This is a genomic window from Pseudomonas sp. GW821-FHT09C09 (assembly GCF_059418105.1).
Map to the genome: position 1 here is coordinate 1 of NZ_JBWKPF010000007.1, position 21,393 is coordinate 21,393.

Sequence of the window (21,393 nt, forward strand, 5' to 3'; positions counted from 1 at the left end):
CGTATCAAGCCTTCAAAAGGTGTAAACGATGTCCCCGGTCTAATGTGTAAAGGATGTACCGGTCTCTACAGTGAGGGCTTCCCAGGCCTAGCGCGAGATTCATGAACGCCACCGCCGCCGCACTGTGATAGTTATTCTTGCGCCGCAACAACGCCGCCCCCCGCTGCGGCGCCTCACTCTCCACACGCAACCGGCGCAACGCCCGATCCTCGGTGGCTATCGCTTCCGGCAACATGGTCGCCAACGGCGCATGCCGGATCACTTCGAGCAAGGTACTCACCGAATTCACCTCGATCTGCACCTTGGGCGTGATGCCGTGTTGGCGAAAGTACTCATCGACGGACACCCGGGTGATGTAACCCGGCGCCAACAGTGCGAAATCAAGCTGCGCGATGTCATTGGGGCTCAGAACCAATGAGCTGTCATACAACGGATGCTCCCGCCCAACCATCACGCCCAGCGTCTCGACAAACGCCGGAATGCATTCAATGTCCGGATTGCGCACCGGGGTGAAGGCAATCGCGATATCCAGCGAGTCATCCGCCAGCCCCGCCTCGATGTCATCCATCGACAGCTCGAAAATCTCCAGATGAATCCCCGGATACCGCGCCACGAAGTCACGCACCAACGGCCCCACCAGATACGCCATGAACGTCGGGGTCATTGCCAGACGCAGCGAGCCTCGGGACAAGTCCTTCACGTCATGCAACGCACGCTTGCCCGCCTCCAGCTCCACCAGCACCCGCCGCGCACATTCGATGTAGGCCTCGCCGGCATCAGTGGGTTTGACCGAACGCGAGGTGCGATCGAACAGATCCACACCCAGGCTTTCCTCCAGTTGGCGGATCTGTTGCGACAGGGTCGGCTGCGACACGTGCAGCGCCTCGGCCGCCCGGGTGAAGCCGCCGTGATCGGCCACGGCCAGCAGGTAACGCAAATGTCGCAGCAGCATGGGGCTCTCCATCTATAGGCAGTGCTTATGCTTTGCATTGTATATCGGTCTTGGACGCTATGGATCAATCAGCAGAAGATGAATCCCACACAGCAAGCCAACCCCGAAAGGAGAAACACCATGCAATCTCAAGCCTACAACGACAGCCGCATCGCCCTGACCACTCGCGCTCTGGATGCCAAGGCACAGAAAAACCTGTCGTGGCAGGACCTGGCCGACGGCACCGGCCTGAGCCTGGCCTACGTGACCGCCGCCCTCCTCGGCCAGCACCCGCTGCCAAAAGCCGCTGCCGAAGTGGTCGGCGACAAGCTTGAGCTGAGCACCGAAGACGTCGCCGCCCTGCAAATCATCCCGCTGCGCGGCAGCCTCGACGGTGTGCCGACCGACCCGACCATCTACCGCTTCCACGAGATGATCCAGATCTACGGCACCACCCTGAAGGCACTGGTTCACGAGCAGTTCGGCGACGGCATCATCAGCGCCATCAACTTCAAGCTCGACATCAAGAAAGTCGAAGACCCTGAAGGCGGTTCCCGCGCCGTGGTCACCCTCGACGGCAAGTTCCTCCCGCTGCGTCCGTTCTGATCCCTCCGGGCCCGCACCCCGCGTGCGGGCCCATCCAAACCTGAATTGCCAAGTCGTCACCACATCTGTCTGGAGGCTGCCCCATGCAAAAAATCCTGCTGTCCCTGGCCCTGCTCGCCGGCCTCGCCGCTCAGGCTCAGGCTGATGAAGAGGCCGTCGCCTATCGCTACGGCATGCAACTGGACATCGCGCAAGTCGTGAGCATCACCCCGGTGGCCGACATCTGCGGCGTAGTGCCGGTCGAGATGACCTACCTCGACAGCCACGGCGCAAAACACATTCTTCAATACAGCGAATTCGGTACTGGCTGTTCGAATTGAGAGGACAACACCATGAAAAACCTGATCGAAGGCTTCCTGAAGTTCCAGAACGAAGCGTTTCCGCAACGCACTGAACTGTTCAAATACCTGGCCACTACCCAGACCCCGGGCACCTTGTTCATCACTTGCTCCGACAGCCGTGTCGTGCCCGAACTGCTGACCCAACAAGAACCCGGCGAGCTGTTCGTGATCCGCAACGCCGGCAATATCGTGCCGTCCTACAGCCCGCACCCGGGCGGGGTTTCGGCGACGGTGGAGTACGCGGTCGCCGTGCTCGGCGTCACCGACATCGTGATCTGCGGCCACTCCGATTGCGGCGCCATGACCGCCATCGCCCAGTGCAAATGCATGGATCACCTGCCCGCCGTCAGCGGCTGGCTGCAACATGCCGAGTCGGCGAAAGTGGTCAACGAATCGCGGCCACACGCCAATGACGCGGCCAAGCTGAGTTCGATGGTGCGCGAGAACGTGATCGCGCAACTGGCGAACATTCAGACTCACCCGAGCGTGCGTCTGGCCCAGGAGAAAGGCCTGCTGAACCTGCATGGCTGGGTTTACGACATCGAGACCGGCTCCATCGATGCCCTCACCGCCGACCGTCGCACCTTCGTCTCGCTGGCCGAGCAACCGTCGACCTGCGCAGTGCATGGCCAAACGGTCAATGCCGCCTGAACCGAACGCCCCGCACCAGCCGGGGCGTTTGCTTTGTATCAGCGTGTAGCCAGCGCCCTGCCAGACACAGTTCCATGCACCCGCGCCGGGAGGCGGACACATCCCCGATACAGCCGACGCTTTGAATAAGCCCGAGCGCTGCATCCCTCCTCCCGACACAAGGAACACCCGATGAACAAGTTGTTTGCAGGTTTGGCCCTCGCCGCCGCCATGGCCGGCGCGACCTCGGCGATGGCCGCCGAGAAACCCACGGTGGTGCTGGTGCATGGTGCCTTTGCCGATTCCAGCAGCTGGAACGGTGTGGTGAAGATTCTGGAAAAGGACGGTTATCCGGTAATCGCGGCGGCCAACCCGCTGCGCACGCTCAAGGGTGATGCGCAATCGGTCGCCGACGTGCTGGCCGGGATCAAATCGCCGGTGGTGCTGGTCGGCCATTCCTACGGCGGGCCGGTGATCAGTGAAGCGGCGTATGGCAACGCCAATGTGAAAGCCTTGGTGTATGTCGCCGCGTTTGCGCCGGAAACCGGTGAAACCGTGGCCGGGCTGGCCGGCAAATTCCCCGGCAGCACCCTCGGCCCGACCCTCGCGCCGCCCGTTGCCCTGAAGGACGGCGGCAAGGATCTGTATATCCAGCAGGACAAGTTCCACGACCAGTTCGCCGCCGACGTGCCGAATGCCAACGCGAAACTGATGGCCGCGACTCAGCGCCCGGTCACCGAGGCCGCTCTGAATGAGGCCGCCAGTGAGCCGGCATGGAAATCGATTCCGTCGTGGTTTGTATACGGTGACAAGGACAAGAACATCCCGCCGCAAGCCATGGCGTTCATGGCCGAACGGGCGCACGCCAAAAAGACCGTGGTGGTCAAAGGCGCGTCCCATGTGGTGATGGTGTCGAATCCGAAAGCCGTGGCCAGCCTGATCGAATCCGCCGCCACTGCCAAGTGATACGAAAACGCCGCGCCTGTCATTGCGACAGGCGCGGCGTTCTGGTTTTAGCGTTTTACGCCCAGATCGACCTGGGTCATGCGGCTGCGCACAGTGAACACACCGTCACCCGAAAGAATCGCGCTACGGGCAAACAGGCGACCGCTTTCCCAGTTCGAAAGGCCCAGCTCCGGCTTGTTCAGCGCGTACTGGCCATCGACCCAACGGGTAATCCCGTTGCCCACGAACGGTGCGTTGACCGCGCTGTAGAAACGCTCCTGAACGGCAGCGTCTTCGCTGATCAAGGACACGGTGAATTGCGGGCTGTAGCGGTTGAACAGCGCGATGGCCTGATCCAGGTCGTCGACGATCATCAGGCTGGTTTCCGGGGTTTCTTCCCATTCCCACTCGCGGCCCAGTTGCGCCTCCGGCAATGGCTCGGCCAGGGCTTCGGTCTGATAACCCTCGGCGCGATAGACCTCGACCGTCGCGTTCTGCCAGTCGCTCGGCAGGTAGCTTTCGCTGCCTTCAACGATGTGCAATTTGCAGCCCTGACCGCGCGCGGTGCCGGCCTGCTGCAAGGCATCGAGGAACAACGGCACCAGTTCGGCGGCACGGTCGCGCTGGATCAGGCAGACGTTGAGGGTGTTGCAGACCTTGCGATCCAGCGAGTTGCGCACCACGGCGGAGAAGCGTTTTGCGTTGGCATCACGATCGGCAATCAGCCACGCGCCACCGGTGCCGTGGAGGCTGACGGCGGTGCCGGCCTGCTGGGCGATGCTGCCCAACTGGCTGACGGCACGGCCCGAACCACGGGCCACCGCCAGCGACAGACGCCGGTCGGCAAACATCGCCCAACCGGCGGCGTGGTTGACGCTCTCCACCAGCGACACCGCACCCGCCGGCAAGCCGGCATCGGCCAGTGCCGGGTTCAGGGCGTGGGTGACGATGGCTTGCGCGGTGCCCAAGGCATCGCTGCCAATGCGTAGCACGGCAGTGTTGCCGGTGCGCAATACGCCAGCGGCGTCGGCGAAGACGTTCGGCCGGCCTTCGAACACGAACGCGACGATGCCCAGCGGCGACACCACCTGCTCGACCTTCCAGCCGTCATGTTCGACGCTGCTGATTACTTTGCCGCGAGTGGCCGGCGCATCACGCCAGGCGCGCAGGCCGGCGATCATGTCGCGGCGCATGCGCTCGTCAGCGAGCAACCGGGTGGTGGACCGACCGCGGGCCTTGGCCCGTTCGATGTCAGCGAGGTTGGCGCTTTCGATCAGCGCCCAGGCGTCAGGGCTTTCCAGCCGTTGAGCGAACAGATCGAAGAAACGGCTGATCGCTTCATCCGACACCGCGGACAACGCAGTAAACGCTGCCGCTGCACGTTCGATCGCAACCGAAGCGGCCTGCTGATCCACCACCGGAATCAGCAACAGCTCACCGCTCACCTGCTCCACCAGCAGGTGGTCGCCGGGTCGGAAACGCTCGGCCAGTTCGGGGCTGACCACGGTGACGCGGTTACCGGCGAAAGGGATAGGCGTGCCAGCGACGAGACGTTCGAGCGCGAGAGACATGGAGCGGAATCACCATATTGAGGGCGGCCGGAAAATGTATAGCTTGCCCACCCTCAAAGCAACACAGGTTCAGAACACCGACCAGCCGATCCGCGAGCTGAGCATTTCCAGCGCTGCCATGCCCGCCAGCGAGTTGCCCGCCGCGTTGAGTTCCGGCGACCACACGCACACCGTGAACTGCCCCGGCACCACCGCGACGATGCCGCCACCGACGCCGCTCTTGCCTGGCAGACCGACGCGGTAGGCGAAGTTGCCGGCTTCGTCGTACAGCCCGCTGGTGGCCATGATCGAGTTGACTTGCTGGGTCTGGCGGCGGGTCAGGATCTGTTCGCCGCTGTGCTTGCAATAACCGTCGTTGGCCAGGAAGCAGAACGCCCGGGCCAGGTCGATGCAGCTCATGCGCAACGCGCAGTGGCTGAAATAGCTGCGCAGCACCGCTTCGACGTCATTGTGGAAGTTGCCGAAGGACTGCATCAGGTAAGCCATCGCCGCATTGCGTGCGCGGTGCTGGTATTCGGAATCAGCGACCTTGCCGTCGACCATTACCTGGGGATTACCCGACAGCCGTCGCACGAAATCGCGCATCGACAAGGCCGGCGCCGCGAAGCGCGACTGGTTGATGTCGCAGATCACCAGTGCTCCGGCGTTGATGAACGGATTGCGTGGGCGGCCGCGTTCGAATTCCAGCTGCACCAGCGAGTTGAACGGCTGGCCGGACGGCTCGTGGCCCAGACGTTCCCAGATCGCCTCGCCGGAGTGTTCGATGGCCTGCACCAGGCTGAACACCTTGGAAATACTTTGCACCGAGAACAGCGTCTCGGCATCGCCGGCGCAATACATTTCGCCGTCGTTGCCGTACACGGCGATGCCCAGTTGATCGGGCGGCACGGTGCCGAGGGCGGGAATGTAGTCAGCCACCTTGCCCTGCCCGATCAGGGGCCGGACAGCGTCAAGGATCTCGTTCAACAGCGCTTGCATGCCGGGTCTCGAAGTCTCGCCCCATGGGATTGCGGGGACACGGTGGCTAGACGCTGCGCCCGCCGGCCGAATCACACCGCGTTTGTGTATCGCACTGTATACGGCGCAGGCCCGGACACACCACGAGCACAAATCCCCCCGCTGACGACACATCCCCGATACAGCCCGACGTTCAAATGAGCCTGTCGATCGGTAGCCCCGATCAAGCCTTTGAACTCACATTTCTTATCGGAGATTCACCATGACCAAGCTCTCGAAAACCTCCCTGACCCTCAGCCTGCTGCTGGCCGGTGGCCTGGCCCTGTCCAACGCTGCATCGGCTTCCGAGGCGTTCAGCGTCAAGCAACTGGATCACGGCTACAGCCAGACTCAGGCCCAGGCCGACAACCCGGAAAAAACCTCGGAAGGCAAATGCGGCGAAGGCAAGTGCGGCGCCGGCGAATAACCCTCTGCAAGGGGCACGTCGGTGCCCCGCTTACCACTGAATTGAATGGAGCCTTCCCATGACCACTGCTCTCTCGACCGCCGTCAAAGGCCTGCACCTGAACCTCGACCGCGCCGGCCAGTGGCTGGCACCGCTGACCCTGCGCCTGTTCATCGCCTGGGAGTTTTTTGAATCGGGTCTGGAAAAATTCAACGGCCAGAACTGGTTCGAAGACATTCAGGACCGCTTCCCGTTTCCCTTCGATCACTTGCCGGCGACGCTGAACTGGGAGCTGTCGATGTGGGCCGAGCTGATCTGCGCCCTGGCAATCCTGATCGGACTCGGCACGCGGATCTCGGCGATTTCGCTGATCGTGGTGACGGTGGTCGCCACCGCCGCCGTGCACTGGCCGGCAGACTGGTCGTCGTTGAGCGAACTGGCCCAGGGTTATGCGATCACCAACAAGGGCTTCGGCAACTTCAAGCTGCCGGCGATTTATCTGGCCGCGCTGGTGCCGCTGGTGTTCGCCGGGGCCGGCAAGTTGAGTGTGGATGCGTGGCTGGCGCGGTTTTTCTGGAAACGCGCCAGCCGTTGAAGATCAATGCGCCCGATCAAGGCCCGCGAGCAACGCGCTGTCGCGGCTGTAGATGTCCGGCGCGTAGAGCACGCGGCCCTGCCCGTCGACCTGTACTGTCCAGTACGTCATGAGGATCGGCACCGGGTTGCTCAGGCGGAACTCATGGGTGGTGCCGGTGGCGAGCAAGGTGTCGGTGCGCGCTCGTTCCGCCGGGCTGAGCAGGAAGTCGCGCAGTTTCATCGGGTGTTCGACCCGTACACAACCGGAACTGAACGCCCGTGGCCCCTTGTCGAACAGCGCCTTGCTCGGTGTGTCATGCAGGTACACAGAGAACGGGTTGGGGAAGCGGATAACCATCTGCCCCAGCGGATTGCGCGGCCCGGCATCCTGACGCAGGAGGATGTTGCCAGGGTTGTCCCAGTCGATGTCGGCAGCGGCCAGCGGCTGACCGTTGGCGTCGAGTACTTGCAGGTTCTGCCGGCTGAGGAAGGTCTGGTCCTTGCGAATTTCCGGCAGCTTGTCTTCTTTCCAGATAGTCGGCGGCACGGTCCAGGTCGGGTTCAGTGTCAGACGCGTGACCCGGGATTTCAGCAGCGGCGTCTGGCGTTCGGCGCGACCGACCTGAGTTCGTGTCTGCCAAACCGGCTCTCCGCCCTGATACAGGGTCAGTTCCGCAGCGGCGACGTTGACCAGCAAACCATCGGGCTCCATGTCCTGGGCCAGCCAGCGGAACCGCTCGAGGTTGACCCGCAGCTGCTCGCGACGGGTCAGCGGGCTGATGTTCATTTCGGCAATCGTCCCCGGCCCGACCACACCGTCGGCCTGCAACGAATGGTTGGCCTGGAAGCTTTTCACGGCTTCGACCAAAACACCGTGATAAGCGTTGTCCGGCGTACCGACCACACTGCTCAGATAACCTTCGCTGTACAGCCGCCGCGCCAGCTCCGGCACGCGTTTGTCTTCCATGTCCGGGCGCAGCAGCGGCCCGTTGCCCACCGATTGCCAGTGCGGCAAGGCCTGCAGGCGTTGTGCGGCGTAGAGATGGCGCAGGTTCTGGTATTGCGCCAGGCGCGGGCGGGCCAGATCGAAGGCGGCGGCAACGTCATGCATGCCCGGCACGGCGATGGCGAGCAACTCCGCCTGACGGTCGCGGGGCGTGTCGTCGGAATGCCACAACGGTTCGAAATGCGATTGCAGCAGACGACCGTAATGCAGGTCCTGCAGGGCCTGCAGGTAATTGCGGCTGATGTCGATGTCGGCACACAGTTCGCCATCCTGCGGAGCCGTGTCGGCGACCGGATAGCGTTTCGGATTGAGGCCATCGTCGGCCAGCAGCTGCAATTGCGCATGCAAGGCCGGCAATTGCCCGGCCGCCGCCCACACCGGCATCCAGTCCTGCTGCCGGTAGAACGCCTGCAACTGTTCCAGGGCCGGGCCACTGAGACGGGCGGCAATTGCCGGGCAAGCCTGCGGCAGACCGATCAGCACGGCCTGCAACGGACTTTGCGGCTCCACGGGCACCTCCGCCGGCAGTGTCGGGAGCGCCGGCAACGGCTCTTCGGCACAAACGACAAACGGCGCAGCGAGCAGACAAATGCTCAAGTAGCATGCGTACTTTTTGAACAACTGCTTTACTCCAATCCATGGCCGTCATGATTGACGGCCAACCTTACATCAGGTGCGGTGATACAGTCAGGTCCGATTCGCGGGCCTGCCGGGGACGACTGGACGTCAGGAGCCAAAGTGCCAACCATGTAGCCAGTGAGGATTCACTTTAAATGTTGACGTTTTTGCGCCGACTTCTGCTGACTGCCGCTGCCCTGGGGCTGGGGACCAGTCAGGTTTTTGCCGCCGGCACCGCTTCGCCGGTTCTCTACAACAGCCTCGCCCACGCCGCTCCGGAACTCAATCCCCAGGCGCTGAAAGGTGCCCTGAACGCCATGCAATGCGCGATCAACAACGGCGCGAAGCAGTCCCGTCACCTGGCGATCATCGATTATTCGCAACCGTCCACCGAGCGACGCCTGTGGATCTTCGACCTGACGCAGAAAAAACTGATCCTGCGCGACCTGGTCGCCCACGGCTCGAAGTCCGGGGACAACTTCGCCACCCGCTTCTCCAACCGTGAAGGCAGTTTTCAGTCCAGCCTCGGGCTGTTCCGCACCCAGGAAAGTTACGAAGGCACCCACGGTTATTCGTTGCGCATGGACGGCCTGGAACCGGGCGTCAACGACATGGCCCGCGACCGCGCCATCGTGATCCACGCCGCCGACTACGTGAATCTGTTCTGGAGCAAACGTACAGGCCGGCTGGGCCGCAGTCAGGGTTGCCCGGCGGTGCGTCCGCAAGTCGCCAGACGGGTGATCGACAGCCTGAAGGACGGCCAGTACATGTTTTCCTGGTACCCGGACCAGCACTGGCTGAAGTCCTCGCCCTACCTCAACTGCCAGCCGCAGCAGATTGCGAGCATTCTCAGTACCCACGGCAGTTGAAAACACCCGCGGTCAAAACAATCCCCTGTTCTCACAGGGGATTTGTGTTTTCAGGGTTTCATTACAACTTTGTCATTGAGTTGTCGGTTTGCCGAGCGGATCGCTCGGTAGCCTGAAGTTGTTCCGGCACACCTGCCGATCCACTTCACCGACACGAGTGACTCATCATGAAAACCCTGATCCTGGCCTTCACCGCCCTCCTCGCCACCGGTTCCGTGTTCGCCGCCGAAATGCCCGAGCGCACGGTCATTCACGACACCAATGGCTTCTACGTACACCTGGATGTCGACAAAGTCCTCTCCAGCACCGATATTTCCCAGGCCTGCGGCGTCATTCCCGCACGACTCAACTACCTCGACCACCAGGGCCGCGAACATGTGCTGGACTACCAAGTGCAAGGCAGCGGTTGCACCAACTGACCAGTGAGGCGCAGTGCCCATGAATATCCTTGTCGTCGAAGACGAACCCAAGGCCGGCAATTACCTGCTCAACGGCTTGCAGGAACTGGGTTACAACGTGAGCCTGGCCCGGGACGGCGCGGACGGTCTGCACCTGGCGCTGGAGCACGACTTCGACGTGATCGTGCTGGACGTGATGATGCCAAAAATGGATGGCTGGGAAGTCCTGCGCCGGCTGCGCAAGGAAGCCGACACGCCGGTGCTGTTCCTCACCGCCCGTGACGACATCGCCGACCGGGTCAAAGGCCTGGAACTGGGCGCCGACGACTACCTGATCAAGCCGTTTTCCTTCGCCGAACTGGTGGCGCGCCTTCGCACCCTGACCCGGCGCGGGCCGATTCATGAAGAAGAACAGTTGCAGGTGGCCGACTTGCAGATCGACGTGCTCAAGCGCCGGGTCACCCGCGCCGGCAGCCGGATCACCCTGACCAACAAGGAATTCGCCCTGCTGCAACTGTTCGCCACCCACGAAGGGCAAGTGCTGTCGCGCTCGCTGATCGCCTCCCGGGTGTGGGACATGAATTTCGACAGCGACACCAATGTGGTCGATGTCGCCGTGCGCCGCCTGCGGGCGAAGATCGACGATCCGTTCCCGCTCAAGCTGATCCACAGCGTGCGCGGCATCGGCTACCGCTTCGATACCCAGCCATGAAAGTCACTGGCACGTATTCCCTGACGCTGCGCCTGGCGCTGGTGTTCGCGGTGCTCGCCTTCGCGTCCCTGGCGGGCCTCGGCGCGGCGCTGTACAACGCGCTGGATGAACAACTGACCCGCCGCGATGACATCCAGTTGGTCAGCCGCATCGATCAGTTGCGCACCATCCTCAACGACAGCAACACCCTGGAGCTGATCCAGAACAAACCGGCGCTGTTCCAGAACATGCTCGGCAATCGCGAAGCGCTGTTGACCATCGGCGCCCCGGGCCAACCACCCTTGTTCGTGGTCAATCCCAGCAACCTGACCTTGCCGACCGTACCCGCCGTGCCGATCAACCATGTGATGGCCCTCAACGATGTGCAGCATCTGCCGAGCATCAACGGCGTGCCGTTCTCGGCGGTGGCGGCCAGTATCGACTCCGGCGATCAGGGCAATCTGCAAGTACTCATCGGCAAGGTGATGAGCGAACGCACAGCGATGCTCGCCAGTTACCGACTCAGCGTGTATGGCCTGGCGTCACTGGCGGCGATTGTCCTGGCGCTGGTCGGCTGCCTGCTGGTGTATCGCGGCCTGCTGCCGTTGCGGCGGCTTGCCCGGCATGCCCACGGAATCGGCATCGCCAACCTCGGTGAACGCCTCGACCGCCACGGCACACCCCGTGAATTGCAGCCGATGATCGAAGCCTTCAACGCGATGCTGGACCGGCTCGACCGAGGGGTTACCCAACTGAGCCAGGTCTCCACCGACATGGCCCACGAACTGCGCACACCGATCAACAACCTGCTCGGCGAAACCCAGGTCGCCCTGCAACAGAACCGCAGCGTCGAGGCCTATCAGCAGTTGCTCGCCTCCAACGTCGAAGAACTCGAACGGCTGGCGCGGATGCTCGACAACATGCTGTTTCTCGCCCGCACCGACCCGGCCAGTGCCTTGAGCCAGCGTCAGGAGCTGGACGCCTGCGATGAAATGCAGCGCATCGCCGATTACTTCGAAGGTCTGGCCGCCGATGTCGGCGTCACCATCGAGGCCCGTGGCAGCGGCGTGATCTGGGCCGAGCCGATGCTGCTGCGCCGGGCACTGGCCAATCTGTGCGCCAACGCGATCAAGTACGGCGCGGCGGATTCGACGATGCAGGTTGAAGCCATCGCCGAGCCGGATGGCAGCTACCTGCGGGTGCGCAATCAGGGGGCGACGATTCCTCCCGAGCATCTGTCGCGGCTGTTTGAACGTTTCTACCGCGCTGATCCGTCCCGTGAGCGTTCGGCTCAGTCCAACGGTCTGGGCCTGTCGATCGTGGCGACCATCATGCAATTGCATCAGGGCCGCTACAGCGTCAGCAGCGCTGATGGCGTCACCTGCTTTGAGCTGTTCTTTCCTGCGCGAGAGACGCGAGACGCAGGTGTGTGAAGACGCCGAGCCCGAGCGCCGCAAGCATCAACGCCGCAGCAACGCCGAAGGTCATGTGCAAACCGCTCGCGATGACCGCAGCCGTCGCCCGGCTCGGATCGTCCGTGGTCAGGGCAAACACCGCGCCCATGGCCGCCGCCCCGGTGATCAACCCCAGATTGCGTGACAACCCGAGCATGGCCGACACCACCCCGCGCTGATCCTGCCCGACACCCGCCATCAGCCCAGTATTGTTGGCGGCCTGGAACAGCGCATAACTCAAGGCCACCACTGTTATCGGCAACACATAGGCAAGCAGTCCGAGACTCACCGGCAACAGCGCCAGCAAACCACAACCGCAGGCCAGCCCAAGCAATGCGCCCGGCACCATTCTCCGCGCCCCGAAACGATCCACCAGACGCCCGGCCGGCACGCCACTGAACGCCGCCAGCAACGGCCCGACCGACAACACCAGTCCGACCTGAGTGCTGCCGAGACCCAAGCCTCGGCTCAGGTAAAACGGCCCGACCACCAGCGTGGTCATCATGACCGTGGTCACCAGCAAGGTCAGCGCCAGACTGCTGCTGATGCGTGAATCGGTGAACAATGACAAATGAATCAGCGGCGCTTTGCTCTTCTTCTCGATCAGGATGAACAACCCCAATCCCAACAGACTGATCAGCAACAACGTCTGCATAAGCCCTTCAACCGTCATCGCCAGTGCATAGGCCGCCAGCGTCAGCATCAGCACCGCAGTGCCGGGATAATCGAAGGCAAGAGGCTTGCGTACGATTCGGTCCTTGGGCAGATAGCGATACACCAGCCATGCGTTGAGCAAGCCCAGCGGCACATTGATCACAAAGATCGACTGCCAGCCGACATGCGCCATCAACAGCCCACCGAGCGACGGCCCAAGGGTGGTGCCGGTGGCCGACATCGTGGCCAGCAAGCCCATCGCGCTGCCGGCCCGGGCCTTGGGCACCGCATCGGCCACCAATGCCACGGTCAACGCGAACATGATCGCCGCGCCCACGCCTTGCACCGCCCGCGCGCCGATCAGCCAGGCCAGGCTCGGCGCCAGTGCGCATGCAAGGGACGCGGCGGTAAAGATGCCGATGCCGATCAACAGCAAGCGCCGCCGACCGAGACCGTCACCCAGTCGCCCGACGCTGACAATCAAGGTGGTGACCGCCAACAGATAGGCCAGCACGATCCACTGCACTTCCTGAAACGTCGCATCGAAGGCCGCCGCCAGGGTCGGCAGTCCGGCGTTGGCGATGCTGGTGTCCAGCGACGGCATCAGCATCGACAGCGCCAGACTGGTCAGCGCCCAGCGGGCTGAAGGGTTCAGGGGTTCTCGGTGCATGGGGGGCTCACAGGGCAGAAGTCATGGGACATAGCCTGAGCCTCGACAATACAAGGCGCAAGACGCATGCTTTGCACTTGATACCTGCATGGAACGCCATGTCATGAATGCACCGGACCTGAACCTGTTGATCACCCTCGACGTGCTGCTGAGTGAAGGCAGCGTGGCCCGGGCCGCCACGCGCCTGGGTCTGAGTCCGTCCGCCATGAGCCGGGCGCTGGCCCGTCTGCGCGAAACCACCGGGGATCCGCTGCTGGTGCGCGCCGGTCGCGGGCTGGTGCCGACCCCGCGTGCGCTGGAGTTGCGCGACCGGGTCAGCTATCTGGTGCAGGAAGCCGAAGCGGTTTTGCGCCCGGCAGAAGTGCTCGATCCCGGCCAGTTGCGGCGCACCTTCACCCTGCGCAACACCGACGGTTTTGTCGAAACCTTCGCCGCCGCCCTGCTCGCCCGCATCGCCGAAGAGGCGCCCGACGTGCGCCTGCGCTTTGTGCAGAAGGCCGACAAGGACAGCACGCTGCTGCGCGAAGGCCGTGTGGACCTGGAAACCGGCGTGGTCGACGACAGCACCGACCCGACGCTGCACAGTCGCATCCTGTTCCGCGATCAGTGGATCGGTGTGGTGCGTGAGGGGCATCCGTTGAGCAGCGGCAAAGTCAGCGCCAAACGCTTCGCTTCGGGCCAGCATATTCTGGTGTCACGCCGCGGGCGCAGCAGCGGCCCGGTGGACGAAGCGCTGCTCGCCTTCGGCCTGACACGGGATATCGTCACTTCGTTCGGCGGGTTTTCGGCGGCACTGACGCTGGTCCGTGAATCCGACCTGATCGCCACCGTCCCGGAACGCCACACCAGCAAACTGCGAACGGGTCTGTTCAGTTTTGCCCTGCCATTGCGCATGCCGGACATCAGCGTGTCCATGCTCTGGCATCCGCGCATGGACGCCGACCCGGCGCATCGCTGGTTGCGCAACTGCGTGCGGGAAGTCTGCGCCTAACGCGCCTCACCGTCCTTGGGTTTGTAAAACAGGAATTTCCCGGTCTCGGCGGTCTTGGTGTACTTCTTCGCCCAGCTCGGGTCGACGTTGTGGTCGTGGAAGTACAGCGCACCGTGGGTACGGTCGGGGAGCTGACGGTTCAGCGCTTTGCCAGCAATCTCCTTGGCCAGCGCGTATTCGGCGTCTTCCTTGACCTGATCGGACTTGCCGTCGCACCACCAGGAAAACTGGCAGCTCTTGGTTTCCGAGCCTTGCTTGACTACCTCGCACACGGTGCCTGGAAAACCATCATGGCCGAGGCGGTTCATCACCACGTTGGCCACGGCTTCCATTTCCGCCGTGTCCTTGCCCTTGGCTTCCCAATAGATGCTGCGCGCCAGGCAGGTGATCGGGTCGTCCAGCGGCGCGGTGCCGGCCGGGTCGACGGCTTGCACCTCTTTCGGGGTGATGGCTTCGGATTTCGGCGCCGGGGGCGCGTTGGGCTTGTCGGCCGCTTTCTCCTCCAGGACCTCGGCTTTCGCCTCGGCCTTTTCCTTGATCGGTGCCTGATCGGTGGCCAGCACCGCGCCGCTCAGCAGGGTCAACACAAGACAACAGATCAGCCCGTGCAATTTCATGATCGATTCTTCCGGCAGCGCCCGTTGCGGGCAAAGTGTTACGTGGCTGAGACGCCCGGATTCCGGGGACTTCGCAGAGTGTAGACGGCAAAATCCGGTGCAACGTTCCGTGCTGAAAACCACACAATGAAGAAAAAAGACATTGCACGACCCCGGGGCGTTTCGCGCATCATGGGCGCACTCAGCCCAAGGGAGATTTCCATGCGCTTCATGCCATCCGTTCTGCGATTCGCCGCGTTGTCCACGGGCCTGGCGCTGGCCGCTTCGGCCATGGCCAGTGACGAGTCGCAATTGATCGAGTCGATCAACAGCTACCGCAGCCAGCCGCAGCGCTGCGGTACCCAGGCATCCAGTGAATTGCCGCCGCTGTCGGCCGACCCGCGCCTGCATCTGCCGGCCAGTGGTGTCGTCGATCTGCAACAGGCCATGGCCAGCGCCAGCTACCCGATGGTCAATGTACAGGCGATCACCCTCAACGGCCCTCGGGATGCGGCGGCGGCAATGAAGGCGATTCAGGAGAGCTTCTGTCAGGTGGTGCTGGATCCGCAGTTCGTCGATATCGGCGTCAGCCGCGCCGACCGCGACTGGCGCATCACGCTGGCGCGACCGCTGCTGTCGGCACGCCTGGGCGACGGACAGGCCGAAGGCCAGAAATTGCTGACGCAACTCAACGCCGCCCGCAGCCAGCCGCGCCAGTGCGGCGGCCAGTCGTTCTCCGCAGCGGCACCACTGGCGTGGAACGCAGTGCTCGGCGGTGTCGCCCAGGATCACAGCCGCGAAATGGCCAACAACAACTATTTCGACCACAAGGATCGCAACGGCGGCCCCCCCGGCGACCGCGCAGAACTGGCCGGCTACAGCGGTCAGCAGGTCGGCGAGAACATCGCCGCCGGGCAGGACACCGTGCAGAAAGTCGTCGCCGGCTGGCTCGCCAGCCCCGGCCACTGCGCCAACCTGATGAACCCGCAGTACCGCGAACTGGGTGCTGCCTACGCAGTCGATCCTAAGAGCAGCGCCGGCATTTACTGGACGGCGATGTTTGGCGGTGAATAAGCCTCAAGGCATTCTCCCCTCCAGGGGAGGATGCAAAATCCAGGCAATAAAAAACCGGAGCCAGGCTCCGGTTTTTTTATGGGTCAGTGGGTCCTCATCCCCGCCGCGTACATCGCCAGTTTCAGCAGACTCGCCACTACCGCCAGCGAGAACACGCTGCCGGACCAGATCAGCAGCAGCCAGCCCAGACGTTTGTACCAGCGGCTCTTCACTTCACGCATTTCAATGGTAGCCATCGCCAATCCTCACTTTGCCGCGGAACACGTAGTAGTTCCAGAAGGTGTACATCAGGATCACCGGCAGGATGAACAGCGCGCCGATCAGGGCGAACAACTGGCTGGTGGCCGGAGATGCCGCCGCCCACAGGCTGACCGACGGCGGGATGATGTTCGGCCAGATGCTCAGCGCCAGTCCGATGTAGCCGAGGAACATCAGCACCAGGGTGAACACGAACGGCCAGTGGGTATGGCGCTGACGCAGCGAGCGCAGCAGCCCGAACAGCGCCAGTGCCGCCAGCACCACCAGCCCGGCGAACACGGTCAGGTGCGCATGGTTGAACCAGCGACTGGCCAGTTCCGGATGCAATTGCAACGTCCACGCGCCGATCACCACCACCATCGCCAGCAGCAGCCACGCCAATGGACGGCTGTAGTGACGCATCCGCGACTCGAGCATGCCTTCGGTTTTAACCAGCAGCCAGGTGCTGCCCAGCAAAGCGTAAGCGACCACCAGACCGACGCCGCAGACCAGCGGGAACGGTGCCAGCCAGTCGAGACCTCCACCGGCAAACTGCCGATCCAGCACCGCAATCCCGGCTACATACGCGCCGATCACCACGCCCTGGAAGAACGTCGCCAGCAGCGAGCCGCCAATGAACGCCCAGTCCCACAGATGACGTTTTTCCGCCGGCGCCTTGAAGCGAAACTCGAACGCCACACCACGGAAAATCAAACCCGCGAGCATGAAGATCAGCGGCAGATACAACGCCTCCAGAATCACCCCGTAAGCCAGCGGAAACGCGCCGTACAACGCCGCACCGCCGAGCACCAGCCAGGTTTCGTTGCCGTCCCAGACCGGTGCGACGGTGTTCATCATCACGTCGCGTTCCTGCTCGTCGCTGATCATCGGGAACAGGATCCCGAGGCCCAGATCGAAGCCGTCCATGATCACGTACATCATCACCCCAAAGGCAATGATCACGCCCCAGATCAACGAGAGATCGATACCTTGAATACCCATGACTCAACGCTCCTTTATCAGTGGACCCGGGTCGCGGATTCGAGGTTATCGGTAACCGCCGAGAGTGGCCGGCGCGGGGTCTGCAACGGGGTGCCTACGGGCGGGTGTTCGTGGTACGGCTGCGGGCCCTTGCTCACCAGTTTCATCATGTAGCCAATGCCCACGGTGAACACCGAGCAGTAGATGACGACGAACAGCGCCAGCGAGGTGCTCATCTGCGCCACCGAGTGATGGGACGCGGCGTCATGGGTGCGCATCAGGCCGAACACCACCCACGGCTGACGCCCGACTTCGGTGGTGATCCAACCCGCCAGCAGCGCGATCAGACCGCTCGGCCCCATCAGCAACACCAGTCGCTGGAAGCCGCGATGCCGGTAGACCTTGCCGTTGCGCCGCAACGCCAGCCCCAGAACACCAACGAGGATCATCAACATGCCGAGCCCGGCCATCACGCGGAAGCTCCAGAAGATCACGGTCGAGTTCGGCCGGTCTTCTTTCGGGAAGCTCTTGAGCGCCGGGATCTGCTTGTCGAGGCTGTGAGTCAGGATCAGGCTGCCGAGGTACGGAATCTCAATGGCGTATTTGGTCTTTTCTGCCTGCATGTCCGGGATGCCGAACAGCACCAGCGGGGTCGGCCCGTTGTCGGCGTTTTCCCAGTGGCCTTCGATGGCGGCGATTTTTGCCGGTTGATGCTCCAGGGTGTTCAGGCCATGGGCGTCACCGACCACCGCTTGAATCGGCGCCACGATCAGCGCCATCCACAGCGCCATGGAAAACATCTTGCGCACTGGTTGGGTGTCGTTGCCGCGCAGCAAATGCCAGGCTGACGAAGCGCCGACGAAGAACGCTGTCGCGACGAATGCAGCAATCGCCATGTGCGCCAGACGGAACGGGAACGACGGGTTGAACACGATGGCCAGCCAGTCCAGCGGCATCACCCGGCCGTCAACGATTTCGAAACCCTGCGGAGTCTGCATCCAACTGTTGGAGGCGAGAATCCAGAAAGTCGAGATCAGCGTGCCGATGGCGACCATCACCGTGGCGAAGAAGTGCAAGCCACGGCCCACTCGATTCCAGCCAAACAGCATCACCCCGAGGAACCCGGCCTCGAGGAAGAACGCGGTCAGCACTTCATAGGTCAGCAACGGCCCGGTGATGCTGCCGGCGAAGTCGGAAAATCCGCTCCAGTTGGTGCCGAACTGGTACGCCATGACCAGACCCGACACCACGCCCATGCCGAAGTTGACGACGAAGATCTTCGACCAGAAATGGTAAAGATCGCGGTAAGTGTCGTTACGGGTTTTCAGCCACAGGCCTTCGAGCACCGCCAGAAAACTCGCGAGGCCAATGGTGATCGCCGGAAAAATGATGTGGAACGAAACCGTGAACGCGAATTGAATTCGCGCCAGGTCCAGTGCCTCCAGGTTGAACATGATGATGTCCTCATCAAGGCTGAAAAGCGGCAGCACACGGCCGGGCCACCGCCAGGCGCGAACGCCTGCAGCCAGTCAAAATGCAAAGGGTTGGATCGCGTGGGTCGGTTACGCCACCGACGACGGGATCAGGTTGCTCGCCTCGGCCGCTTCGAGGCGGATCGCCACGAATTTGGAGGTCGGCGTGTAGGTGCGATCACCGTAGCTTTCCAGCGGCACCAGCGGATTGGTTTCCGGGTAGTACGCGGCAGCCTGCCCGGCCGGAATGTCGTAGGCGATCAGGGTGAAACCGCTGACCCGACGCTCGCGCTCGTCATCCCACAGCGCCACCAGATCGACCTTCTGCCCCGGTTCGAAACCGAGCCGGCGGATGTCCTGCTCGTTGGCGAACACCACGTCGCGCATGCCATAGACCCCGCGATAACGGTCGTCAAGGCCGTACAGCGTGGTGTTGTACTGATCGTGGGAGCGCATGGTCTGCAGGATCAGATGCGGCTTGACCGGCAGGTTGCGCACGCCTTCGCTGATCAGGTGCTCCGGCAGCACGCACGGGGTGAACTGAGCCTTGCCGGATTCAGTTTTCCAGACACGGTCGGAGGCGTCGTTGCCAAGGTGGAAGCCACCGGGGATCAGCAGCTTCTCGTTAAAGTTGTCGAAGCCCGGAATCACGTCGGCGATCAGGTTGCGGATGCGCCCGTAGTCGCCCACCACCCATTCCCAGTCGATCGGGTGCTTGCCCAACGTGGCGGCAGCAATCCCGGCAATGATCGCCGGCTCGGATTTCAGATGGGCCGATTTCGGCTTCAGCTGGCCGAACGACAAATGCACCATGCTGAAGGTGTCTTCCACGGTCACGCCTTGCGGGCCTTCGGCCTGGACGTCGATGTCGGTACGGCCCAGGCACGGCAGGATCAGCGCGTCACGCCCGGTCACCAGATGGCTGCGGTTGAGCTTGGTCGAGATGTGCACGCTCAGGTCGAGTTTGCGCATCGCCGCGTGGGTGCGCGGGGTGTCCGGCGTGGCCTGGGCGAAGTTGCCGCCCAGACCGATGAACACCTTGGCTTCACCACGTTCCATGGCGCCGATCGCCATCACCGTGTTGTGGCCGTGCATGCGCGGCACCTTGAAGTTGAAGCGTTTTTCCAGGGCGTCCATCAGCGCTTTCGGCGCCAGTTCGTTGATGCCCATCGTGCGGTCGCCCTGCACGTTACTGTGACCGCGCACCGGCGATAGCCCCGCGCCCGGACGGCCAACGTTGCCGCGCAGCAGTTGCAGGTTGATGACTTCCTGCAGGGTCGGCACCGAGTGCACGTGCTGGGTCAAGCCCATGGCCCAGCACATGATCACGCTCTTGGCGCGGGCATACATGCGCGCTGCAAGCTCGATGTCATGCAGCGGCACGCCGGACTGTTCGACGATGTGCTCCCAGCTCGTGGCATCGACTTCTGCCAGATAGCTGTCGAGACCCGACGTGTGCTCGGCAATGAAGGCGTGATCGAACACCGGCTCACCGCCGGTAGCCTGGGCTTCACGCTCCCACTCCAGCAGGAACTTGGCCATGCCGCGAATCATTGCCATGTCGCCGCCCAGTGCCGGGCGGAAGTACGCGGTATTGGTCGCTTCCCAGCCGTTGCTGAGCATCTCGATCGGGTTCTGCGGGTTCTGGAAACGCTCCAGCCCACGCTCCTTGAGCGGGTTGATGCACACCACCTGCGCGCCGCGTTTTACCGCTTCGCGCAGCGGTTCGAGCATGCGCGGGTGGTTGGTGCCGGGGTTCTGACCGATGACGAAAATCGCGTCGGCGTGGTGCAGGTCTTCATAGACCACGGTGCCTTTGCCGACGCCCAGGCTCTCGCCCATGCTCACCGCGCTGGCTTCGTGGCACATGTTCGAGCAGTCCGGGAAGTTGTTGGTGCCGTAGGCGCGAACGAACAACTGATAGAGAAACGCCGCTTCGTTGCTGGCGCGACCCGAGGTATAGAACTCGGCCTCGTGGGGGGACTTCAGGCCTTTGAGGTGCTTGGCGATCAGCGCGAACGCCTCGTCCCAGGTGGTTTCGACATAACGGTCGATCCGCGCGTCGTAACGTATCGGATGGGTGATCCGGCCCTGATATTCGAGCCAGTAATCGCTTTGCTCGGCCAGCGTCGACACCGTGTACTTGTTGAAGAATGCCGGATCGACCAGGCGCCCGGTGGCTTCCCAGTTCACCGCTTTGGCGCCGTTCTCGCAGAACTTCAGCATGCTCGCGCCGGGTGCTTCCCCCCAGGCGCAACCGGGACAGTCGAAGCCGCCATTCTGGTTGGTCTTGAGCATGGCGCGGATGTTTTTCAGGGCGTTTTCACTGCCCAGCCAATTCTTGGTGAGGCTGATCACAGCGCCCCATCCTGCAGCGGCGCCCTTGTAGGGTTTGTAACGGTCGACTTGTGACATGGGACTTCTCCATGACGATGCACACAGGCAAAAACCTGATCGGGTTTAAACAGCGACGACTGACTTTCAAGTTCAAAAGTGGTCGTTTCGTTTGACGGGGCCAAGGATATGAATCGCTGCAAAAACTTGTCTAATCGCTATTAATGACTGCGTTATCGAAAGCATCTATCACGGGTTCAAACCCTTTAAATCCAGGCACTTGCAAAACTAAGAGGCGATAAATCCGGAATAATTATTTCATCATCGACAGCATCAATCGGCCGGT

22 protein-coding genes are annotated in these 21,393 nt (G+C 62.6%); 12 read left to right on the forward strand and 10 right to left on the reverse strand.

Annotated elements, in window-relative coordinates:
* Positions 1 to 4: 4 nt before the first annotated feature.
* On the reverse strand, positions 5 to 952 hold the full coding sequence (gene cynR / locus AC07NR_RS21185; RefSeq protein WP_495079395.1) for a transcriptional regulator CynR: 948 nt from the start codon (positions 950 to 952) through the stop codon (positions 5 to 7).
* Positions 953 to 1,072: 120 nt separating this feature from the next.
* Between cynR and cynS the strand changes: the two genes are divergently transcribed.
* From cynS to AC07NR_RS21205, 4 genes are all read left to right on the forward strand, one after another.
* The gene (gene cynS, locus AC07NR_RS21190) at positions 1,073 to 1,537 is read left to right on the forward strand and encodes a cyanase (RefSeq protein ID WP_248740851.1); all 465 of its coding nucleotides are present in this window, start codon (positions 1,073 to 1,075) and stop codon (positions 1,535 to 1,537) included.
* 83 nt (positions 1,538 to 1,620) lie between these two features.
* A complete protein-coding gene (locus AC07NR_RS21195; protein ID WP_114883776.1) occupies positions 1,621 to 1,857 on the forward strand; it encodes a DUF2790 domain-containing protein in 237 nt (78 codons plus the stop codon).
* Between the two features lie 12 nt (positions 1,858 to 1,869).
* A complete protein-coding gene (locus AC07NR_RS21200) occupies positions 1,870 to 2,529 on the forward strand; it encodes a carbonic anhydrase (protein ID WP_114883778.1) in 660 nt (219 codons plus the stop codon).
* Positions 2,530 to 2,700: 171 nt separating this feature from the next.
* Positions 2,701 to 3,474 carry an alpha/beta fold hydrolase gene (locus tag AC07NR_RS21205; protein ID WP_248740850.1) on the forward strand — a complete coding sequence of 258 codons (774 nt, stop codon included), beginning with the start codon at positions 2,701 to 2,703 and terminating at the stop codon, positions 3,472 to 3,474.
* A gap of 47 nt (positions 3,475 to 3,521) precedes the next feature.
* Here AC07NR_RS21205 and AC07NR_RS21210 read toward each other — a convergent pair whose 3' ends face one another.
* On the reverse strand, positions 3,522 to 5,024 hold the full coding sequence (locus AC07NR_RS21210) for an aldehyde dehydrogenase family protein (RefSeq protein ID WP_495079396.1): 1,503 nt from the start codon (positions 5,022 to 5,024) through the stop codon (positions 3,522 to 3,524).
* A 69-nt stretch (positions 5,025 to 5,093) separates the two neighbouring features.
* Positions 5,094 to 6,002, reverse strand: a complete 909-nt coding sequence (gene glsB, locus AC07NR_RS21215) for a glutaminase B (RefSeq protein ID WP_085711458.1) — start codon at positions 6,000 to 6,002, stop codon at positions 5,094 to 5,096.
* 241 nt (positions 6,003 to 6,243) lie between these two features.
* On the opposite strand from glsB, the gene AC07NR_RS21220 reads away from it, so the two are divergent.
* Complete coding sequence (locus AC07NR_RS21220) at positions 6,244 to 6,447, forward strand: HvfA family oxazolone/thioamide-modified RiPP metallophore (protein WP_248740848.1); 204 nt, start codon at positions 6,244 to 6,246, stop codon at positions 6,445 to 6,447.
* A gap of 58 nt (positions 6,448 to 6,505) precedes the next feature.
* Positions 6,506 to 7,021 (forward strand): HvfX family Cu-binding RiPP maturation protein, encoded by a 516-nt coding sequence (locus AC07NR_RS21225; protein WP_096820187.1) that lies wholly within the window; start codon positions 6,506 to 6,508, stop codon positions 7,019 to 7,021.
* 3 nt (positions 7,022 to 7,024) lie between these two features.
* On the opposite strand, the gene AC07NR_RS21230 is transcribed toward AC07NR_RS21225, so the two are convergent.
* Positions 7,025 to 8,629: a L,D-transpeptidase family protein gene (locus tag AC07NR_RS21230; protein ID WP_248740847.1), complete on the reverse strand. Its 1,605-nt coding sequence runs from the start codon at positions 8,627 to 8,629 to the stop codon at positions 7,025 to 7,027.
* Between the two features lie 152 nt (positions 8,630 to 8,781).
* Here AC07NR_RS21230 and AC07NR_RS21235 point away from each other — a divergent pair, with 152 nt between their 5' ends.
* The 4 genes from AC07NR_RS21235 (at position 8,782) to AC07NR_RS21250 (ending at position 12,017) form a co-directional block, all read left to right on the forward strand.
* The gene (locus AC07NR_RS21235; protein ID WP_085711462.1) at positions 8,782 to 9,495 is read left to right on the forward strand and encodes a murein L,D-transpeptidase catalytic domain family protein; all 714 of its coding nucleotides are present in this window, start codon (positions 8,782 to 8,784) and stop codon (positions 9,493 to 9,495) included.
* A 167-nt stretch (positions 9,496 to 9,662) separates the two neighbouring features.
* The gene (locus AC07NR_RS21240) at positions 9,663 to 9,914 is read left to right on the forward strand and encodes a DUF2790 domain-containing protein (protein ID WP_248740846.1); all 252 of its coding nucleotides are present in this window, start codon (positions 9,663 to 9,665) and stop codon (positions 9,912 to 9,914) included.
* Positions 9,915 to 9,933: 19 nt separating this feature from the next.
* Positions 9,934 to 10,605, forward strand: a complete 672-nt coding sequence (locus tag AC07NR_RS21245; protein ID WP_085711464.1) for a heavy metal response regulator transcription factor — start codon at positions 9,934 to 9,936, stop codon at positions 10,603 to 10,605.
* Entirely contained in the window at positions 10,602 to 12,017 is a 1,416-nt protein-coding gene (locus AC07NR_RS21250; RefSeq protein WP_248740845.1) for a heavy metal sensor histidine kinase, read from the forward strand. The genes AC07NR_RS21245 and AC07NR_RS21250 overlap by 4 nt, the downstream gene beginning before the upstream one ends.
* Here AC07NR_RS21250 and AC07NR_RS21255 read toward each other — a convergent pair.
* Entirely contained in the window at positions 11,962 to 13,362 is a 1,401-nt protein-coding gene (locus tag AC07NR_RS21255) for an MFS transporter (RefSeq protein ID WP_495079397.1), read from the reverse strand. The genes AC07NR_RS21250 and AC07NR_RS21255 overlap by 56 nt on opposite strands.
* A gap of 103 nt (positions 13,363 to 13,465) precedes the next feature.
* Here AC07NR_RS21255 and AC07NR_RS21260 point away from each other — a divergent pair, with 103 nt between their 5' ends.
* Positions 13,466 to 14,353, forward strand: a complete 888-nt coding sequence (locus tag AC07NR_RS21260; protein ID WP_114883793.1) for a LysR family transcriptional regulator — start codon at positions 13,466 to 13,468, stop codon at positions 14,351 to 14,353.
* Here AC07NR_RS21260 and AC07NR_RS21265 read toward each other — a convergent pair.
* Positions 14,350 to 14,970 carry a cell wall hydrolase gene (locus tag AC07NR_RS21265; RefSeq protein ID WP_085711468.1) on the reverse strand — a complete coding sequence of 207 codons (621 nt, stop codon included), beginning with the start codon at positions 14,968 to 14,970 and terminating at the stop codon, positions 14,350 to 14,352. The two genes, AC07NR_RS21260 and AC07NR_RS21265, sit on opposite strands and share 4 nt — an antisense overlap.
* Positions 14,971 to 15,171: 201 nt before the next feature.
* Between AC07NR_RS21265 and AC07NR_RS21270 the strand changes: the two genes are divergently transcribed.
* On the forward strand, positions 15,172 to 16,023 hold the full coding sequence (locus AC07NR_RS21270) for a CAP domain-containing protein (RefSeq protein WP_495079398.1): 852 nt from the start codon (positions 15,172 to 15,174) through the stop codon (positions 16,021 to 16,023).
* Between the two features lie 83 nt (positions 16,024 to 16,106).
* On the opposite strand, the gene AC07NR_RS21275 is transcribed toward AC07NR_RS21270, so the two are convergent.
* The 4 genes from AC07NR_RS21275 to AC07NR_RS21290 all read right to left on the reverse strand — a co-directional run bounded on the left by AC07NR_RS21275 (position 16,107) and on the right by AC07NR_RS21290 (position 21,128).
* Positions 16,107 to 16,259 carry a DUF2474 domain-containing protein gene (locus AC07NR_RS21275; RefSeq protein WP_495079399.1) on the reverse strand — a complete coding sequence of 51 codons (153 nt, stop codon included), beginning with the start codon at positions 16,257 to 16,259 and terminating at the stop codon, positions 16,107 to 16,109.
* Positions 16,246 to 17,262 (reverse strand): cytochrome d ubiquinol oxidase subunit II, encoded by a 1,017-nt coding sequence (cydB, locus tag AC07NR_RS21280; protein ID WP_495079400.1) that lies wholly within the window; start codon positions 17,260 to 17,262, stop codon positions 16,246 to 16,248. The genes AC07NR_RS21275 and cydB overlap by 14 nt, the downstream gene beginning before the upstream one ends.
* A 17-nt stretch (positions 17,263 to 17,279) precedes the next feature.
* Entirely contained in the window at positions 17,280 to 18,695 is a 1,416-nt protein-coding gene (locus AC07NR_RS21285) for a cytochrome ubiquinol oxidase subunit I (protein ID WP_495079401.1), read from the reverse strand.
* A gap of 108 nt (positions 18,696 to 18,803) precedes the next feature.
* Positions 18,804 to 21,128, reverse strand: a complete 2,325-nt coding sequence (locus AC07NR_RS21290; protein WP_495079402.1) for an FdhF/YdeP family oxidoreductase — start codon at positions 21,126 to 21,128, stop codon at positions 18,804 to 18,806.
* Between the last annotated feature and the right edge of the window lie 265 nt (positions 21,129 to 21,393).